Source organism: Flavobacterium suaedae (assembly GCF_014642915.1).
GTDB lineage: Bacteria > Bacteroidota > Bacteroidia > Flavobacteriales > Flavobacteriaceae > Flavobacterium > Flavobacterium suaedae.
In genome coordinates, this window is the sequence record NZ_BMJE01000006.1 from 136,126 (window position 1) to 150,652 (window position 14,527).

The following is a 14,527-nucleotide window of genomic DNA, read 5'->3' on the forward strand; positions in this document are numbered from 1 at the left end:
ACCTATGACACGATTAAAAACAAAAAAAATAACAGTGAATTTTTTACAGCGAAAAAGTGCTGATTTTTTCAGAGGAAAAAGAGCAATAGTAAAATCAACACTTTTCAATGGACGAGGAGAAACATTAGCAGAAGGCACTATTGTGTTTATAAGAGGGAAAAATCATGATTTACCTACAAGCTGCCTTGATATTAAGCATGATGAAACTAAAATAAAAATGGATTGTGTTTTCTGCGAAAATTTAGAGCTAATAGAAAACCCCGAAGAAATAGAAGTAAACAACCCCGAAATTTTACAATAACATGGCAGAAAAACCAAAAACAGCAGCAGAGCTACGGCAGGAACTAGCTGAAGCAGAAGCACGGGAGCGTGCCGAGAACGAAAAGAACCGCAAAGCCTACGAAACCCTGAAAGATGAAACCGTTACCACCCTTTGCCGAGATGCTATAACACTTAATGCTGCCTTAGCAGATTTTAAAGAGCAGGCATTTACCGACACACAGGAAGTGTACAAACTGTTACAGGAGTATAGCGGGCGACACCGAGACGGTAAAGGTAACTTTACCATAGAAAGCAAAGACGGGCAGTATAGAGTGAGTTATAAAAGGCAAGGCAAATCGCACTTTGACGAACGAAGCCATCAAGCCGAAAAACACATTATCGACTTTTTCAACTCTAAATACGAGGGCGACCAAAACACCAAAGAAATGATAATGGCATTACTGGAACGTAAAAAAGGCGCACTTGATATAAACCTGATCCAAAAGCTGTATCAGTTTGAAGACAGGTTTGATGATGTTAACTGGAAAAAAGGAATATCACTCCTTAAAGAAAGTTACTCCTATAACCACAGCAAAGACTACATCAACTTTGAACATAAAGACAGTCGTGGCGAGTGGAAATCTATTGTATTACAATTCACAAACGTATAGCATGGCAGTAGAAATTATACAAACACAGGAAAATGTATACCGTGTTAATAATAAGTGCGTGTATATCGACAGCTATGACAATGCGAAGGCATTACAAGAATTAACCACCGCCGAAAATGAAGCATTTTTAAAGCACATAAACAGTAAAAATAAGTTGAGTTAGGTTAATGACGGTACCCGGTTGGCTGAGTTGGTTAAGCCCCTATAATCCCCCCCCCTTTAGGTGTACGCAGGTTCGAGTCCTGCACCGGGTTCTAAATTTTAAAAACAAAGTTTATGGATAACATTACCGAAAAAGTAAAAGAAGTAGTAGGCGGTCTTATAGACCAACGCCATAACTGCCGAGTAAAAACAGATGGTACAGAAGCCACAATTGAAATTAACATGATTGGAGCTTTAACCGATAAGCAAATTAAAGAATTACAGCCAATGGGGTTAATGACAATTAAACGCTCAGGCGCGGGGCTATCAATAACAATAAAAGGTAAAGTGGAAGCCTTAAAAAAACTATTCCCTTAAACCCGTAGTGGCACTTACTCAGGTTCGATACCTGAGACGGGGCGAATTTTAAAACAAAAGTTTATGCAAACAATTTATAGAGACAGTACAAACCACGATTTTGAGAAAACCAATCTTGTTACAAAGTATTCGAGAAAAGGTAATTATGATGATTACAAATGTACAAACTGCGGTATGAAAGGTAAATCGTATCGCCTTAATGAAATACAGGTTTCAGATACCTATTCGTCTTCTAATGTAGCGAATTGCAAAAAAGCTCCTTTATTCCAACCGCCAAAGAAGATTAAAATTACCCAATGCACAGCATCAGGAGAGGCGTTCAAAAATTTAACTAATGGTTCTGTACACGATGTTGTAACACCGCCCGAAGGTTATAAAAATGACTACAGAGGTGTTTGGGTAATGGGTGTTGGCGAACCTGTTAAAGTACTTAATAATGAATTTGAAAAAATAGAGTAATGAGTAAAGCAACATCAGTAGTAAGTATAGACTTTTTAGGGCTGTTAACAATAGTATTTATAATACTAAAACTAACAAATGTAATTAATTGGTCTTGGTGGTGGGTTACATCGCCTTTATGGCTGCCAATAGCAGGGGTGTTGGTAGCAGGAATAATAGGTTTTTTAATTGCTCTAATATTCAGTAAATAATGCAAGCAACTAAAGAACAAAAACAGCTAATACACATCAACACGCCCAACCGCGATACAAAAGAGGAATTTGTGCAATGGGCTACTGATGATAACGCAAAAACAAGCTGTAACGAGCTTTCGTTTGACGAGGCTAACAAGATACTGGTGCAGCTTAATTTAACGCCCCATAAGCCTAAAAATTACGCTGTATTTGATAAAAACAACAAACAGCACCGCACCATCCTAAGCCTGTGTATACAAAACGGGTTTTGTAAGCCCCACCCAAAGTATGGCAGGGTTGCCGATTTAGATGCTTTAAACACGTGGATGCACTCGGCAAAATGCCCGGTGCAAAAGCCCCTTAAAAAAATGGACGCAAAAGAAGTAAGCCGAATAATAGGCGCGCTTTCCGCAATGTTAAAAAAGAAATACAAATAATCATGACAACAGATATAACGACCATAACAGCAGTAGTGTTAATAATAGCTGCCTTTGTTATATTCCTAGTATTAGGAATATTTATAGGCGTAATACTGCACCGAAATAAAGATGTTGAAGACCCTACACTGAAAGGCTACCCAAAGTGCAGGTGTACCGATGGAACACACTGCGATTTATGGTGCATTGCTAAAGAAGTTTTTAAACGAAATTCCTAATGGCAAACTTAACACCCGCAGGAGGAAAAAACACTAAAACCTGCACGCACAGCAAACGAGTTACGCGAGTAACCTACGCAAGCGCAGGCTGTGAAGAAACAGCAGAATACTGCCGTGCCTGTGGTAAAAAATTAACCGATTATAAAATTGATTGCAGATGAGTACAGAAATATATTTTGCCTTTACTGGCGACAGAGGGCATAAAATAGAAATTAGAGAAATGAACGGTTTACAGCACTTTTTAGCCATGCAAAAATCAAAAGGCGATACCAATAAGCTAATGGAGGTATTACTTGAAGATTATGTCCTTATAAACGGCGCATCGGTTACTGTACCTGATTTAGAAAATATAAGCTGTGTTGATGTGCAACGAATATTTGAAGCCCTTGCAGCCCAAATACAGCCTATTAATGTAGGTAAAAAATGAAAGTCGAATTAAAACTAAAGCCCGGTAACCTTTGGTACTTGTCTAGTGTTTTAGAGCCTTTAACCAATATTACAAACAGTGATTTTGTACAGAAAACACACGACCAACGCACTATTACAAGCATACTTATTCCGGTGGCAGATGTTTTTACTAAGAAGTATAAAAACATAACCCGAAAATCTAACCTTTTTGATGCTGCTAAAAAGTATAAAGTAAGCCTGCTTTACCATGAGTGTAACGCGCTTAACCTGTTTTTAGCCGAAGCATGGAAGCAAGAAACAGACGATTACCGAAAACTACAGGCACACACTATAATGCTACAAATGGATAAACATTTTACGTAATGGAATTAAAAGACGAATTAATTACTGATTGGGAAACCATCATGTCAGGCATAAAGCAAACCGCCTCAAAAGTACCGGGGTGGAAAGTTAAAGTTTTAAAGGATAAGCATATAGTTATTAATAAGGATTGGAAAGTAATATGCCACTTTATAAATAATCAGTTTGTTGAAGCTGTAGTGTCTTATCAGGACGAAGACTATCTAACCGTACGGCATGTAAAACTATACACCGTAACCATCAATATAGTTTTGAACTATATAAAAATGAATACTTAGCTATGGAACAATTAACCACATACTTAGTTGAGGGCAGAGAAACAGGTGTTAAATTCCTGTTTAAATACGATTTAAACGGCTTTATAGCATCATTTCAGGTAACAGGAACACTAATGAACGAACAGCAAGTAAACTGGCTGTTTAAAGTACCCGAAGACGATGTTTGCCCGCGCTTTCCTGCAAAAGAAGCCGAATTTAAAATGCGGTGGATAGAAAGCAAGGAAATGAAAAAAAAGTTTGTAATAACCGTACAACCGCCCGATTTGAGCTTTGATGCTATGTGGCTTTTATACGACCACAAAGTTAGCAAACAGGATGCGCTTAAAGCCTATAAGAAACTTGCAAAAAACGAAGGCGACCTAATAAAGTGTTTTACTGCCATACCTGTTTACAATGCCTATATAGCAACAAAATCAACCGCCAAGCTCCACCTTTCCACCTACATAAACGGGCGCAGGTACGAAGACGAACTGCCAACACCAGTACCAAAATATAATAAACCAATTATCGGTAAAAACTTCAACCCGGTTATAGGCGATTTAGCAACTAAAAAAACAGATAAGTGATGAAAAAAATTAAAAGGATGCTTGCCTTTATGCTTAAAGACGAGTTAATAGAACTAGTAGAGCATAAGCATGTAAAACCCTACATACAAGTAGTGGAAGTAGCAAAAGAGTTTAATACTTTAAAACTTGAATTTGCAGTAAATGCAGATATAACTACCAACCAATTTGAATATGAAAACGCCTTAAACCAAGCCAAACAAAAGATGTTTAATGAGGTTGAAAAATGTATTCAGGTTTCATGTGCTCCGCTAATATCACATGAGTTTAGCCACCGCCGATTTGTGAGATTAACATTAAGAGTTCAAAAACCAAGCGTATGATACTACCATTCAGCACACAGTTAAACGGAAAGCCTACATACTTTCCTGAAAAGATAATAGCAGGGCTAAATAATTATAGCCTTATTGATGCGGAAACAGCCCATAAGCTAATGCTTGACTGTATTCTTAAAAAGAGTGGCATTTCTTACCCTATAAATTTTAATAGGGTATTAACACATACTCCAAAAAAGCACACAATACGTACCGACAAAAACAACCGTTGGCGTGCCGATATGCCAATACACTTTTACATTAATAACAGGCAACCGGATATGTTCCAGTTTGCGCCCGTTGTGCGGTGTGCAAGCGTGCAGGATATTCAAATAAACTGGTTTAGTGATATTCGTTCAACAGACCCATCTAAAATATCGCCTTTGAGGTTTAATTATGTTGATGTAATAGTTGACGGAAAATTAAAGAACATTGCGCAGGTAAAAATTTTATCACTTAACGATGGCTTTGAAACTATAGAAGATTTCTTTGCCTACTTCAATACCGACTTTACAGGCAAAATTATTCACTGGACAGACCTAAAATATTAATGATATGACAAAACAAGAGAGAATAAAAAAGAACCTTGAAAAAGTAGTTACACTTTTAAACAAAAATATTGATTTAGAATACGCTTTAATGCTCGAAGCTGCTGAAAGGTTTACCCACGAAGAAATAAATGTAGGCACGAAAAAAAAGCCCGTCATCAGGAAAGTAAAAATAATGCACTATACCGAAAACTTTACAGACGAAGATACAGGCGATACTGTACCAATACAACGTAAATGGATATGTGAAGTTGACGGCAGAAAGAGCGACGGTTGGGCAGTTATTAATTATCATACATTAGAAACAGTAGAAAGGATATGAAAAAAGATATTATAGGGAAGCAGGCAATTATTGATTGCCTCACAGAACAGTTAAGAGGGCTTGGTATAAAAGATATGTTACCAGGCAAAGAAGTAACAATCATTAACTACAACGGAAATTTAGAGCAGTTTGGCGACTGTTACGAGGTATCGGACGGTATGTTTCAAAACATTGGCTATGTAGTTCCATTAAGATGGCTAAATATTATTGAATAATGACACAAGAAATACAAAACACCGAAGCATTTAAAAAGCTCGCAAAGTTTCAGCAAACATTGCTAATAAAGCGCGATAACCGCATCCAAATACAGGATGCCATTATACAAGCCCGCAACATAGGTTACTTAGAGTGGGAAAGCAACAATAAAACCTTTCCACCCGCATGGAAAGGTATTGTAAAGGAGTTGGCACCAATAGAAATTAAAACACATGATGCAACAGCTTAACCTTTTTACCGAAAAAAACTGTTCCCATTGTGGGGAACCTATGGCACCCAACCCCAAAGCCCCGCACTTGGCTAATGGCTTTTACGACCAAGACACGCAGGAACTCGTACACTGGCACTGCAAAGCTACCCATTATGAAAAGAAGTATAAAAAAGGCATGGACGGCTTATATAGCGAGGTACCATTATTTTTATAAGTATGGAAACCCGTAAAAAATAAACCTATAAGTTTACTAGCTTCGCTCAAAACAAATAATCATGGATAACGAAAATGTAGAATATATAGATGCGGAAGGCAACCTATTATTTAAAGAAGTGATACCGTATGGTAATATCCCGCCCGTTGGCAGGCATGTAAAATGGCATACTTTTAAATGGGTAGTTTCGCACATCTTAGAAAACTGGGACAGCAAAAAAACAATAGTGACTTTGCAACTATTAACCGAAATTAATTAGCTTTGGTGTAATTAACATCAACTAAACAATTATGGGATTTTTAGATAAACAAATTAAAAAAATCGAAGAGAAATGTAAAGAAGAACTTAAAACTTTACTTTTAGAAGATGAAACTTTAGAAAAATTTTACCTAGTAAAAGAAGACTACTGTGCAATCACTAATTTAAGATTAATATTTGTAGATAACAGTTTTACAAGTAGTAAAAAAGCAACTACGGGAGTACCTTTTAATAAAATAAGTTTTGTTTCTTTAAAGAAAGGTGGAACTTTTACAATTTCAAAAGATGTAATAGTTCATGTAGGGAATAAGGATATTGAGATTGACTTATATGATACAAATCAAGCAATAGAAATATTTAAAATTATATCTAAAAAGATACTGTAATGAAAAAATTACTACTGTTTGCATTATTAATTATAAGCCTGTCATTACAAGCTCAGAACAAAGGCTATATTACAGGGCTAAAAAAATTGACATTGCAGGAAACATCTGAAATTGCCTCTGAAATTGCTTCATACTCTAATATGAAATTGCGGTTATATGAAGTTAAAGAAACCCCTGCAATACAAACATTATCATATAAATATGTCCCTGCTGAACTAACCGATGAACAGGTAAGTCATTATAAGTATTCTGCTGAGCAGGCTAAAAGCTTTATTATTGTTGATTTTTCGTTTTACATGGATGGCGAAAATAAAGATTTAGGCAATATAGGTGCTAAGCAATACAGGCTCAACGAGGTAAAAGCAAAATACAAAGTTGTTTTTACATATTGGAAAAAATACTTTCGACCTGATGCAGAACTTGTAACAACTATAAATAGTTATAAACACCAAAGATTTAAAGACTATGAAAGTAAAATAGATAGCTATATACGTAAAAATGGCGATATATGGGAACTCCACAATAATTAAATAAAAACCTCCTTTTCGGGAGGTTTTTTTATATCTGAAAAAATGTTATTTTTGTCATTATGTCAGGTTCAATGGATAAGAGTGTCAGTATAAATACATTAAGGCGTTATAAACTCATAGTAGAGCTTTATAAAGAGCATAAAACGGAGGATATACCTACTACACGTGTACTGAGAAAATACATTTATCCTAAATACCCTATTTCCCGCGCTACCCTATACACTATTTTAAACACTCCTGTAGATAAGCTAATTAAAGATTATGAAGCTGGCAGAACATTAAAAATGAGTTTTTAAACATTGTTTAAACCAATGGAATAGGTAATTAAATATTCCTGTATACCATCGTCGCGCCTTACCTTTCTTAAATTTACCCTTATTAAATTGTCATGTCCCGGCACAGGTCGAAACCCGTGTATTTTTTTGTGGACCTGCTCAATAATTCTATGTATTTTAAATGCTTTCTCTTTTTGAAAAACAGGTGCTTTAAGGCTTGAATTTGTTAACTTTAAGTTTGCCACCCTTAATACAATTGTACTTATTCCCTGCTGCCTGTTTTGCGGTTCTGCACTCCTGTCCCTGCCAATATCCGAAAAATCGGAACTCTGTATATCAATTATACAGCACGGCCATTTAACCGGGCAGTCATTCCCGTAGCTGTCAAGTTGTCCCCAGTCTTCATCTATATAGTTTAATTCCTCAACTGTATTAAGCTGTTCGTATAGTGCCTGTAATACTTCTATCATTTTTTAAATTGTTTAGCAAGTTCATTATTAAATTCTGCCATGTTTCTGTCAATAACATCTTTTACAATACCTGCTACCTGCGGGTGGTTACCAACCATTTGCCTTTTGGTTACTTTTATTTTATGCCCTACTTTCATTAAAGCAAGTGCTTTCCATTGTGAAGCCTGCACCCCTTTAGCCTGTTTATACATTGCCCAAAAATACCGTTTCATTTTTTCGGTTACGGTAATTTCGCCCCCCTCGTTATGTATAGCTGCGTAAGGCAAAGAGCTTGTAAAACTAATAGTGTTCTTTTTTACATCATATTCTATGCTCCTTCGCAGGTTCCCGCTACGCATCATTAAAGAACCTTTATTATTTATCAGTTTTGCTTGTGGCCACTTATCAGTAAAAAAACCTTTCCGCTCAAAATTTCGGTCAAACTCGTCGAGCAGGTCAACAGCCAGGTCTTGCGCTATGTTGTTTTCAAGTTCATCAATTTGCATTACTAATACTGTCTTTTACCTGTTTTGCTCCTTTAACTTTACTGTATGGGTGCTGTGGCGGAAATATCACTTTTTGCATACCGGGATTAAAACGGAATATTTCCAATTTGTTTTTATTGTCTTTGCCTATTTCGGTTGTAGCAGCTTCGCCTGCTTTATTTGCTGTTTCGCTGTTGCTTGCTTCATACTTTTGTTTAGATACCTGCACGGCATTACAACGGCATCGCCACCCGTTAGGAGGGTAATAATACAGCCAAAAACTATCGTCAACAGGTAGTGTAATACTATCCAGTGCCTGATGCGATTCTCTTACTCGGTCATCTTTAGCTGTTCGGTATTGTAAATAATAGCGGTCGGATGTTTTTGCCCACTTTGCAGCCATTTGTGATGATGTAACTGCAAACTGATACTCTGCCTCCAAGTAAGTACGGTTATAGTCTTCTTTCATTGTCGCAACATCTTTAGCAAAAGCCGAAAAGGGTTTAACGGTTCCTTCATCAGTTAGCAACTGGCGCGATGCTTCAAATAGCTGTGCATGTGTTTTAAAAGCTGAAAACAAGTAAATGTCATCCTGTAAACGTGTAAGCATTTCATCAGGAATAACATTATCGGTAATAGCTGCTTTAAAAATTGTAGCTGTTTCATTTATCAGGTCGGCATATTCCTTTACTTCTGTAATTGTATCAGGGCTATATTTACCGTTTTTATGCAGCCGTTTAAATGCTTTTTCAACAGTGATTAAAAGCCGTTTAAATTTGCCCGGTGCCAGTGTGGCTTTTACAGGTGCAGCTTTGCAGGCATCGCAATTACAATCGTATAAAAAAGATAGCCGGTCGTGCAATGCCCCAAAGTACCCGTCCCATACTTTGGGGCTTACAAAAAATTTGCCCCAAAATTTAAGGTTTCATTTTTTTGCTGCTTTTTTGCTTCTACAGGTATGCCAAATTTATCGGCTATCCAGTCAACAGGTATATCATAATTGTTTAATAGCCCCTGTGTCATTTTCCATAACTGCGCAATGTCTTCCGCTTTATCATACACAAAAACAGCATCACCTTTTACTATTCCTAACGCCTGTACTGCAGGTATTACGGTTGTGTTCCACTCCTGCTCAAGCAGTGTTAAGTCACTATCGGTTAAATCTTGTAATACCTCCTGTGCGCTTTCGTCTTTGCTTCGGTTTCCGTTTTTAGTGTCCTGCCCAATAATAGCACCTGATATTACCATTGATGTTTCATTGTTACAAACTTGTATAAGGTTATTATATACATCACCATTTGTAACCACACCTTTAGCAAACTCAAATTCCTCCATAGTATCAATAATGAACCATGCAGCAGACCCCATATCCTGCATCATTTTTTCGCCCCGTCTTAACATAGACAGGTCCTGTGTGTTTGTTTTCATTACACGTGGCGGAATACCTACTATTTCGCAAAGTTCACTCCAACAACTTTGTGCAAATCGTTTCATTAGCACATGCGGAACACAGGAGTTTAATATACCTAAATTGCCTTTTTCGCCAAACTCTAAAATCCATTTACCGTATTCAGGTAATTCGCGGTAATTATAATGTTTGTCCTCTTTATAATCAGGGTAAAACTTGCCGTTAACAGGATCTATATTGGTACGTTCAAAAAGGTTGCATACAAGTTGTTCGCCTTTCCATTCAAACTCTGTTACAGAATGACCGTAAAACCTGCTTTCAAGTATATAGCGGTTAAGTTCTGCCACCCACTTAGCATTTTGTAATAATGCTGTTGCTTCCTCATTTATATTGCCTTTACTGTCTTTAATGGTAAAAGTGGCTGCTAAGCTCTTATTAATCCTGTTTTGTATTTGGGACTGTAAAAGTGCATCCATAGTAATTTCCAAATACAATAATTGAAGTGGAAAAAACTTAGGGTCTTCGCCTTTTCTTGCCATATTAAGAGCGTTGTTCCAGTCCTTAATATCCTTACGGGTACGGGGTATGGTTTGCGGTGCAATACTATGATAAAGACCCGAACCTGAACTTTTATTAGTACCTGTTTTGGCTTTTAACTGTTGCTCTTTTTGTTTAAATCCTATTTGCTCCATTATATGCCGTGATTAAATTTTTTGCGTGAGCCGTAGCTCCATGTAGGTGTTGTGCTTTCGTCGTTAATAGTGACAGTAGGCAGGCTATCCAGTATTACTTCGCCTTTTGCTACTCTTACAAGCCATGCCGTAGCGCGGTCGTAGTTGCTTTGCGCCCTGTCAAACAAAATATCAGCATTACACAGGTGTACCAAGTGAAACTTGGCTATTGTTACTGCGTGTTGTACTATTATAGCATCGCGGTCGCTTCCTGTGGCATTAAAAATAGTTGCCACATCATAAAGCGGTCGTCCGTCAAAGCTGTCTCTATTGTTTAAATTAGGGGCTAAATAACCTCTTGTTTCCTGTTCTGCTGCTGCCAATGCCTGCAAAACAAGGTCATTATTTCCCTCTGTAATTTGGTCTATTTGATAGCCGTATATTACCTGTTCTAAATCGTCCGGCTGTAAATACATACTAATTGGTTTTTACTGTTAAATCCCAAACGCTCGGGTTTCCTTTTACACTTTTGGTTACTGTATAATGCCATTTGGTGGCTGTGATATATTGGCAGCCCTATAATATCTACACCTATGCAATAGGTTACAGTAAGCAGTTTTACAAAAAATCGTTTTTTCATTAGTAGTGATAGTTTTGTCTTGCACCTAAACTGTATCGTGTTTCGGCACTCATAGTTCTGTTTTGTATAATCCAAACGCCCCCTTCCAAAAGGTCGGGACCGTCCATAAATTTTGAGTTTGGTGCAACCCCTACAAACTGCTCTTCCATACGCTGCATGTGCGGGTTGTTTTTTTCGTCAATATTAAAAACAAGGTCGCCCCCTCTCCATATAGGTTCAAGGGTTCCCTCTATACGTGTAAACTTGTCGCCTTTCGGGCGTGTATCTAGCGAAACGGTAAGCCTTTTGTTTCGTTCCCTGCCAACGGTTAAAATGAGTTTTTTTAGTACCTGCTCATAAAAAGGATTTTGCAGTGAGTTGTTTTCAAGCCAATGCCTGCATGTATCGATATTGTTTTTTAAACACCAGTCTTTTGCATCGTACATAAAACCTACAAAACGGCTTTGGCTCATTATATCCAACCAAATTTTATACAGGTAATACTTGCCGTCTTTATAGCCTATAACACCAACCCCCTTAGTTGAGCCGGACGATGTAGTACTGCTTTTATCTTTATTTGATGTCGCAGGGTCGGCATAGGTTAAAACCTGCTCGCATTGCGATAATGGCGGGCATTTACCCCAAACGGCATTTTTAAAAATGTCGCCAATTAAAACAGGGTTGTTGTAATACTCTTTTTGTTGGGAACTGGTAGAAAGAGGCTTTAATGCCCGGTCTATCATTTCCTCTGTATTTTTACTCGGCCATGTACTTTTACCGTTCTTATCTCGTATGTTAATAATTTCGTGTGTATCAGCTTTTTTGCCCAGTTCGGTAATACAGCAGTATTTAGCTATAATGTTACCGCAGGCAATAATTAAAAGCGGTACCGATATGGAACGTGTAGGTATTAAAGCCTGCTCTATCCATTCAATTTTAGCTTTTGTAATTTCAGGATTACGGCATTCTTTATCCGTATCAATATCATCAATAAGTATAACATCAGGTCTAATAGCCTCGTTACGGGTACCACGTGGCGACTGCCGTGCACCTAATGCGCGAAAAGCAAGACCGGAACGCGTTTTAAATTCGCCTTCCTCCCAACTGCCTAAATTCTCCTGTATGCCATAATCGTTAATTATACGTTGGTTGTTTTCCAATGTAAGGCGGTAAGGTTCCAGTAGGCGTGCAGCATCGTCCCGCGTTGCCGAAACCATTAATACATTCCTTTTTTTACCTGTTAAACCTAAGTAAAGCACCTCCATCATGGTACGGACAGATTTTGAAAGCTCACGCGACCAGGAACGCACTTCGTAATATTCAGGGTTATTTAACACCCTTTTAGTTGCTTTTATATGGAATAGTTCAGGTTCTGCCGTATAGTAGTTAGGAAAGTAGTATTTAAACCACTTTTCGGGGTGCTTTTCCAGTTGCTCAATACGTTTTGCTTTTTGCGCTGCTGTTTCATTAAGGTCTATAGGGGTGGCGCGCTTGGTGTTTTCTTTAAACTCCTGCCATTCGTTTAAAATAACCTTATCACTTTTTTTAGCCATACTATTTTAGCATTGAGGTTATGTAAGCATCGGCTATATCTGTTATTTTCTTTGCAAGCTCATTATCTATTTGCTGGGCAAACTGTATTAGCTTTTTACAAACTTCAACAGTATCGCCCAAACTGGCTTCCGTTTCCAGTCTGTTTATTGATGCTGTTATTTTAGCAATAACGTCTGCATCTTTTGTAGTAGCAACATTGCCCACTCGTATAGGGAAGTCTTCCGGGTTAATAGGTGGCAGTTCCAGCTTTTCATTCCCTTTGGCATCTTTAACCTTTACAGGCTTTAATAACACATCAGGAATATCGCGCTGTATAGGTCGTGTTAATATTTCGTTGTTAATGTTTTCAAGCTGGTCGTATAATGCCGATAGCTGTGATTCCTTAGTGGTAAGCATTGATTTTTTAAGAGTTTGCCAACTCTCCTTTTTAATCCAGTTGCTTAACGTTTTTTCGGTAACACCAACACGTTTAGCTATTTCTTTTTGTGTGAAATTATTGTTTACAAAGAGTGTTTTTGCATACTCTTTTTGTACCTCTTTTGACCTTGCCATATACTTCTATTTATAGCAAAATTCACGTAACAGTACCCGCCTGCAAAAAAGGTGTATTAAAACTGTACAAGGTTGTAAAGTTTTAATACACAGTTGTTCAGAAGCTGCACAACTAATTTTTTTAATGCTGTAGCGCACTAATCTTTGTCACTCTAAACGAATAACCAAGATGGCGAAAGGCAGCAAACCCTTTGTTCTTAACGACGAAAACACAGTTAACTCTTACGGCTTTAAAGTCAGTACCGATGGCATTGATTTATCACGCTTTGAGAAAAACCCCGTAATGCTGTCCGACCACAACAACAGCAACAGTGCTGTACTGGGCAGGTGGGCAGAGTGGAAAAAAGAAAACGGCCAGTTAACCGCCTATCCTGATTTTGACAGTGATGACGAAGATGCTAAAAAAGTAGAGCGTAAAGTAGAAAACGACTTTATAAAAGGGGCATCCATAGGCATACTGTTTAAGGTGGAAGACCTTGTTTTTGCTGATGATATGGTACTGCTTAAAAGATGTGAGCTTATAGAAGCATCTATTATTCCTGTACCCTCAAACAGCAACGCGCTGCGCCTTTATGTGGAGGGTAAAGAAGACAAACCACTTTCTGAGAAAGAAGTAAAGGAAATGTGCCTGAGCCTACAGGGAACCGAACCAAACTTTAATAATGAAAATGAAATGAAGAAAATCATTCTTAGCGTAGGAGCGTTAGTTGCTCTTGGACTTGAAAACGCATCAGCTAAAGACGGTATTGATGAAGCCGTGCTGGAAGCTAAAATAATGGAACTTTCAAACTCTAAAAAAGAGTTAGCAACTCAGGTGCAAAACCTTACAACTGCCAACAAAGCATTAACCGATGCACAGGAAGCTGCTACACTTGCTGCTACAACAGAGCTGGTAGATGAAGCTATAAAAGCGGGTAAAATAACCGCCGAAGCAAAAGAACAGTTCCTTTCGCTTGGTAAGGCAGATTTACCCCTGTTAAAATCAACGCTTGGTGCTATACCTGCAAAAACATCACTAGCGGGTAAAACACAGCCGGGCGGAACTGCCCACGAGGGTGTAAAAACAATGGAAGACTTCCAAAAGCTATCGCATGCGGAACAACTTTCATTTAAGAATGAAAACCCTGACGAGTACCAAAAAATAATAACAACCATAAAATAACAGAAC

32 protein-coding genes and 1 pseudogene are annotated in these 14,527 nt (G+C 37.8%); 25 read left to right on the forward strand and 8 right to left on the reverse strand.

What is annotated here, in order from left to right:
• The first annotated feature begins 4 nt into the window (after positions 1-4).
• The 24 genes and pseudogenes from IEW45_RS11965 (at position 5) to IEW45_RS12080 (ending at position 7,642) form a co-directional block, all read left to right on the forward strand.
• Positions 5-301, forward strand: a complete 297-nt coding sequence (locus tag IEW45_RS11965; protein ID WP_229665943.1) for a hypothetical protein — start codon at positions 5-7, stop codon at positions 299-301.
• 1 nt (position 302) lies between these two features.
• Positions 303-932 carry a DUF3164 family protein gene (locus IEW45_RS11970; protein WP_188621489.1) on the forward strand — a complete coding sequence of 210 codons (630 nt, stop codon included), beginning with the start codon at positions 303-305 and terminating at the stop codon, positions 930-932.
• Position 933: 1 nt separating this feature from the next.
• The gene (locus tag IEW45_RS11975; RefSeq protein ID WP_188621490.1) at positions 934-1,095 is read left to right on the forward strand and encodes a hypothetical protein; all 162 of its coding nucleotides are present in this window, start codon (positions 934-936) and stop codon (positions 1,093-1,095) included.
• Positions 1,096-1,107: 12 nt separating this feature from the next.
• A pseudogene (locus tag IEW45_RS11980) lies at positions 1,108-1,186 on the forward strand.
• A 22-nt stretch (positions 1,187-1,208) separates the two neighbouring features.
• Positions 1,209-1,451 carry a hypothetical protein gene (locus IEW45_RS11985; protein WP_188621491.1) on the forward strand — a complete coding sequence of 81 codons (243 nt, stop codon included), beginning with the start codon at positions 1,209-1,211 and terminating at the stop codon, positions 1,449-1,451.
• Between the two features lie 63 nt (positions 1,452-1,514).
• Positions 1,515-1,910 (forward strand): hypothetical protein, encoded by a 396-nt coding sequence (locus IEW45_RS11990; RefSeq protein WP_188621492.1) that lies wholly within the window; start codon positions 1,515-1,517, stop codon positions 1,908-1,910.
• On the forward strand, positions 1,910-2,101 hold the full coding sequence (locus IEW45_RS11995; RefSeq protein WP_188621493.1) for a hypothetical protein: 192 nt from the start codon (positions 1,910-1,912) through the stop codon (positions 2,099-2,101). Before IEW45_RS11990 ends, IEW45_RS11995 begins: the two co-directional genes overlap by 1 nt.
• Positions 2,101-2,520, forward strand: a complete 420-nt coding sequence (locus tag IEW45_RS12000) for a hypothetical protein (protein ID WP_188621494.1) — start codon at positions 2,101-2,103, stop codon at positions 2,518-2,520. Before IEW45_RS11995 ends, IEW45_RS12000 begins: the two co-directional genes overlap by 1 nt.
• Positions 2,521-2,522: 2 nt before the next feature.
• Positions 2,523-2,738, forward strand: a complete 216-nt coding sequence (locus tag IEW45_RS12005) for a hypothetical protein (protein ID WP_188621495.1) — start codon at positions 2,523-2,525, stop codon at positions 2,736-2,738.
• Entirely contained in the window at positions 2,738-2,899 is a 162-nt protein-coding gene (locus IEW45_RS12010) for a hypothetical protein (protein WP_188621496.1), read from the forward strand. The genes IEW45_RS12005 and IEW45_RS12010 overlap by 1 nt, the downstream gene beginning before the upstream one ends.
• Positions 2,896-3,165 (forward strand): hypothetical protein, encoded by a 270-nt coding sequence (locus IEW45_RS12015; protein WP_188621497.1) that lies wholly within the window; start codon positions 2,896-2,898, stop codon positions 3,163-3,165. The genes IEW45_RS12010 and IEW45_RS12015 overlap by 4 nt, the downstream gene beginning before the upstream one ends.
• Complete coding sequence (locus IEW45_RS12020) at positions 3,162-3,509, forward strand: hypothetical protein (protein ID WP_188621498.1); 348 nt, start codon at positions 3,162-3,164, stop codon at positions 3,507-3,509. The genes IEW45_RS12015 and IEW45_RS12020 overlap by 4 nt, the downstream gene beginning before the upstream one ends.
• Positions 3,509-3,784: a hypothetical protein gene (locus tag IEW45_RS12025; RefSeq protein WP_188621499.1), complete on the forward strand. Its 276-nt coding sequence runs from the start codon at positions 3,509-3,511 to the stop codon at positions 3,782-3,784. Before IEW45_RS12020 ends, IEW45_RS12025 begins: the two co-directional genes overlap by 1 nt.
• A gap of 2 nt (positions 3,785-3,786) precedes the next feature.
• Positions 3,787-4,350, forward strand: a complete 564-nt coding sequence (locus IEW45_RS12030; protein WP_188621500.1) for an LvrA C-terminal domain-related protein — start codon at positions 3,787-3,789, stop codon at positions 4,348-4,350.
• Complete coding sequence (locus tag IEW45_RS12035) at positions 4,350-4,670, forward strand: hypothetical protein (protein ID WP_188621501.1); 321 nt, start codon at positions 4,350-4,352, stop codon at positions 4,668-4,670. The genes IEW45_RS12030 and IEW45_RS12035 overlap by 1 nt, the downstream gene beginning before the upstream one ends.
• Positions 4,667-5,212: a hypothetical protein gene (locus IEW45_RS12040; RefSeq protein ID WP_188621502.1), complete on the forward strand. Its 546-nt coding sequence runs from the start codon at positions 4,667-4,669 to the stop codon at positions 5,210-5,212. The genes IEW45_RS12035 and IEW45_RS12040 overlap by 4 nt, the downstream gene beginning before the upstream one ends.
• A 4-nt stretch (positions 5,213-5,216) precedes the next feature.
• Positions 5,217-5,531, forward strand: a complete 315-nt coding sequence (locus IEW45_RS12045; protein WP_188621503.1) for a hypothetical protein — start codon at positions 5,217-5,219, stop codon at positions 5,529-5,531.
• A complete protein-coding gene (locus IEW45_RS12050) occupies positions 5,528-5,746 on the forward strand; it encodes a hypothetical protein (RefSeq protein ID WP_188621504.1) in 219 nt (72 codons plus the stop codon). The genes IEW45_RS12045 and IEW45_RS12050 overlap by 4 nt, the downstream gene beginning before the upstream one ends.
• Positions 5,746-5,976, forward strand: coding sequence for a hypothetical protein (locus IEW45_RS12055; protein ID WP_188621505.1), 231 nt, complete (start codon positions 5,746-5,748; stop codon positions 5,974-5,976). Before IEW45_RS12050 ends, IEW45_RS12055 begins: the two co-directional genes overlap by 1 nt.
• Positions 5,960-6,172, forward strand: coding sequence for a hypothetical protein (locus tag IEW45_RS12060; RefSeq protein WP_188621506.1), 213 nt, complete (start codon positions 5,960-5,962; stop codon positions 6,170-6,172). The genes IEW45_RS12055 and IEW45_RS12060 overlap by 17 nt, the downstream gene beginning before the upstream one ends.
• 61 nt (positions 6,173-6,233) lie before the next feature.
• Positions 6,234-6,431, forward strand: coding sequence for a hypothetical protein (locus IEW45_RS12065; RefSeq protein WP_188621507.1), 198 nt, complete (start codon positions 6,234-6,236; stop codon positions 6,429-6,431).
• A gap of 31 nt (positions 6,432-6,462) precedes the next feature.
• Positions 6,463-6,816, forward strand: coding sequence for a PH domain-containing protein (locus IEW45_RS12070; protein WP_188621508.1), 354 nt, complete (start codon positions 6,463-6,465; stop codon positions 6,814-6,816).
• Positions 6,816-7,346 carry a hypothetical protein gene (locus IEW45_RS12075; RefSeq protein WP_188621509.1) on the forward strand — a complete coding sequence of 177 codons (531 nt, stop codon included), beginning with the start codon at positions 6,816-6,818 and terminating at the stop codon, positions 7,344-7,346. Before IEW45_RS12070 ends, IEW45_RS12075 begins: the two co-directional genes overlap by 1 nt.
• 71 nt (positions 7,347-7,417) lie before the next feature.
• Positions 7,418-7,642, forward strand: coding sequence for a hypothetical protein (locus tag IEW45_RS12080; RefSeq protein ID WP_188621510.1), 225 nt, complete (start codon positions 7,418-7,420; stop codon positions 7,640-7,642).
• On the opposite strand, the gene IEW45_RS12085 is transcribed toward IEW45_RS12080, so the two are convergent.
• Genes IEW45_RS12085 through IEW45_RS12120 form a run of 8 tightly spaced genes read right to left on the reverse strand, consistent with a single transcriptional unit; the run spans position 7,639 to position 13,359 of the window.
• Entirely contained in the window at positions 7,639-8,091 is a 453-nt protein-coding gene (locus IEW45_RS12085; RefSeq protein ID WP_188621511.1) for a hypothetical protein, read from the reverse strand. The genes IEW45_RS12080 and IEW45_RS12085 overlap by 4 nt on opposite strands.
• Positions 8,088-8,576 (reverse strand): phage virion morphogenesis family protein, encoded by a 489-nt coding sequence (locus IEW45_RS12090; RefSeq protein ID WP_188621512.1) that lies wholly within the window; start codon positions 8,574-8,576, stop codon positions 8,088-8,090. Before IEW45_RS12090 ends, IEW45_RS12085 begins: the two co-directional genes overlap by 4 nt.
• On the reverse strand, positions 8,566-9,417 hold the full coding sequence (locus IEW45_RS12095; RefSeq protein WP_188621513.1) for a phage head morphogenesis protein: 852 nt from the start codon (positions 9,415-9,417) through the stop codon (positions 8,566-8,568). The genes IEW45_RS12090 and IEW45_RS12095 overlap by 11 nt, the downstream gene beginning before the upstream one ends.
• A 32-nt stretch (positions 9,418-9,449) precedes the next feature.
• On the reverse strand, positions 9,450-10,655 hold the full coding sequence (locus tag IEW45_RS12100) for a phage portal protein family protein (RefSeq protein WP_188621514.1): 1,206 nt from the start codon (positions 10,653-10,655) through the stop codon (positions 9,450-9,452).
• Positions 10,655-11,110, reverse strand: coding sequence for a phage protein Gp36 family protein (locus IEW45_RS12105; RefSeq protein ID WP_188621515.1), 456 nt, complete (start codon positions 11,108-11,110; stop codon positions 10,655-10,657). Before IEW45_RS12105 ends, IEW45_RS12100 begins: the two co-directional genes overlap by 1 nt.
• A complete protein-coding gene (locus IEW45_RS12110) occupies positions 11,086-11,274 on the reverse strand; it encodes a hypothetical protein (RefSeq protein ID WP_188621516.1) in 189 nt (62 codons plus the stop codon). The genes IEW45_RS12105 and IEW45_RS12110 overlap by 25 nt, the downstream gene beginning before the upstream one ends.
• On the reverse strand, positions 11,274-12,806 hold the full coding sequence (locus tag IEW45_RS12115) for a hypothetical protein (protein ID WP_188621517.1): 1,533 nt from the start codon (positions 12,804-12,806) through the stop codon (positions 11,274-11,276). Before IEW45_RS12115 ends, IEW45_RS12110 begins: the two co-directional genes overlap by 1 nt.
• A gap of 1 nt (position 12,807) precedes the next feature.
• Complete coding sequence (locus tag IEW45_RS12120; RefSeq protein WP_188621518.1) at positions 12,808-13,359, reverse strand: helix-turn-helix domain-containing protein; 552 nt, start codon at positions 13,357-13,359, stop codon at positions 12,808-12,810.
• A 169-nt stretch (positions 13,360-13,528) separates the two neighbouring features.
• Here IEW45_RS12120 and IEW45_RS12125 point away from each other — a divergent pair, with 169 nt between their 5' ends.
• The gene (locus IEW45_RS12125; protein ID WP_188621519.1) at positions 13,529-14,521 is read left to right on the forward strand and encodes an HK97 family phage prohead protease; all 993 of its coding nucleotides are present in this window, start codon (positions 13,529-13,531) and stop codon (positions 14,519-14,521) included.
• Positions 14,522-14,527: the final 6 nt, after the last annotated feature.

Excerpts from the sequence above, each read along its gene's own strand:
- IEW45_RS11965 (WP_229665943.1), top strand. The coding sequence starts at position 5 with ATGACACGATTAAAAACAAAAAAAATAACAGTGAATTTTTTACAGCGA.
- IEW45_RS11970 (WP_188621489.1), top strand. The coding sequence starts at position 303 with ATGGCAGAAAAACCAAAAACAGCAGCAGAGCTACGGCAGGAACTAGCT.
- IEW45_RS11975 (WP_188621490.1), top strand. The coding sequence starts at position 934 with ATGGCAGTAGAAATTATACAAACACAGGAAAATGTATACCGTGTTAAT.
- IEW45_RS11985 (WP_188621491.1), top strand. The coding sequence starts at position 1,209 with ATGGATAACATTACCGAAAAAGTAAAAGAAGTAGTAGGCGGTCTTATA.
- IEW45_RS11990 (WP_188621492.1), top strand. The coding sequence starts at position 1,515 with ATGCAAACAATTTATAGAGACAGTACAAACCACGATTTTGAGAAAACC.
- IEW45_RS11995 (WP_188621493.1), top strand. The coding sequence starts at position 1,910 with ATGAGTAAAGCAACATCAGTAGTAAGTATAGACTTTTTAGGGCTGTTA.
- IEW45_RS12000 (WP_188621494.1), top strand. The coding sequence starts at position 2,101 with ATGCAAGCAACTAAAGAACAAAAACAGCTAATACACATCAACACGCCC.
- IEW45_RS12005 (WP_188621495.1), top strand. The coding sequence starts at position 2,523 with ATGACAACAGATATAACGACCATAACAGCAGTAGTGTTAATAATAGCT.
- IEW45_RS12010 (WP_188621496.1), top strand. The coding sequence starts at position 2,738 with ATGGCAAACTTAACACCCGCAGGAGGAAAAAACACTAAAACCTGCACG.
- IEW45_RS12015 (WP_188621497.1), top strand. The coding sequence starts at position 2,896 with ATGAGTACAGAAATATATTTTGCCTTTACTGGCGACAGAGGGCATAAA.
- IEW45_RS12020 (WP_188621498.1), top strand. The coding sequence starts at position 3,162 with ATGAAAGTCGAATTAAAACTAAAGCCCGGTAACCTTTGGTACTTGTCT.
- IEW45_RS12025 (WP_188621499.1), top strand. The coding sequence starts at position 3,509 with ATGGAATTAAAAGACGAATTAATTACTGATTGGGAAACCATCATGTCA.
- IEW45_RS12030 (WP_188621500.1), top strand. The coding sequence starts at position 3,787 with ATGGAACAATTAACCACATACTTAGTTGAGGGCAGAGAAACAGGTGTT.
- IEW45_RS12035 (WP_188621501.1), top strand. The coding sequence starts at position 4,350 with ATGAAAAAAATTAAAAGGATGCTTGCCTTTATGCTTAAAGACGAGTTA.
- IEW45_RS12040 (WP_188621502.1), top strand. The coding sequence starts at position 4,667 with ATGATACTACCATTCAGCACACAGTTAAACGGAAAGCCTACATACTTT.
- IEW45_RS12045 (WP_188621503.1), top strand. The coding sequence starts at position 5,217 with ATGACAAAACAAGAGAGAATAAAAAAGAACCTTGAAAAAGTAGTTACA.
- IEW45_RS12050 (WP_188621504.1), top strand. The coding sequence starts at position 5,528 with ATGAAAAAAGATATTATAGGGAAGCAGGCAATTATTGATTGCCTCACA.
- IEW45_RS12055 (WP_188621505.1), top strand. The coding sequence starts at position 5,746 with ATGACACAAGAAATACAAAACACCGAAGCATTTAAAAAGCTCGCAAAG.
- IEW45_RS12060 (WP_188621506.1), top strand. The coding sequence starts at position 5,960 with ATGATGCAACAGCTTAACCTTTTTACCGAAAAAAACTGTTCCCATTGT.
- IEW45_RS12065 (WP_188621507.1), top strand. The coding sequence starts at position 6,234 with ATGGATAACGAAAATGTAGAATATATAGATGCGGAAGGCAACCTATTA.
- IEW45_RS12070 (WP_188621508.1), top strand. The coding sequence starts at position 6,463 with ATGGGATTTTTAGATAAACAAATTAAAAAAATCGAAGAGAAATGTAAA.
- IEW45_RS12075 (WP_188621509.1), top strand. The coding sequence starts at position 6,816 with ATGAAAAAATTACTACTGTTTGCATTATTAATTATAAGCCTGTCATTA.
- IEW45_RS12080 (WP_188621510.1), top strand. The coding sequence starts at position 7,418 with ATGGATAAGAGTGTCAGTATAAATACATTAAGGCGTTATAAACTCATA.
- IEW45_RS12085 (WP_188621511.1), bottom strand. The coding sequence starts at position 8,091 with ATGATAGAAGTATTACAGGCACTATACGAACAGCTTAATACAGTTGAG.
- IEW45_RS12090 (WP_188621512.1), bottom strand. The coding sequence starts at position 8,576 with ATGCAAATTGATGAACTTGAAAACAACATAGCGCAAGACCTGGCTGTT.
- IEW45_RS12100 (WP_188621514.1), bottom strand. The coding sequence starts at position 10,655 with ATGGAGCAAATAGGATTTAAACAAAAAGAGCAACAGTTAAAAGCCAAA.
- IEW45_RS12105 (WP_188621515.1), bottom strand. The coding sequence starts at position 11,110 with ATGTATTTACAGCCGGACGATTTAGAACAGGTAATATACGGCTATCAA.
- IEW45_RS12110 (WP_188621516.1), bottom strand. The coding sequence starts at position 11,274 with ATGAAAAAACGATTTTTTGTAAAACTGCTTACTGTAACCTATTGCATA.
- IEW45_RS12115 (WP_188621517.1), bottom strand. The coding sequence starts at position 12,806 with ATGGCTAAAAAAAGTGATAAGGTTATTTTAAACGAATGGCAGGAGTTT.
- IEW45_RS12120 (WP_188621518.1), bottom strand. The coding sequence starts at position 13,359 with ATGGCAAGGTCAAAAGAGGTACAAAAAGAGTATGCAAAAACACTCTTT.
- IEW45_RS12125 (WP_188621519.1), top strand. The coding sequence starts at position 13,529 with ATGGCGAAAGGCAGCAAACCCTTTGTTCTTAACGACGAAAACACAGTT.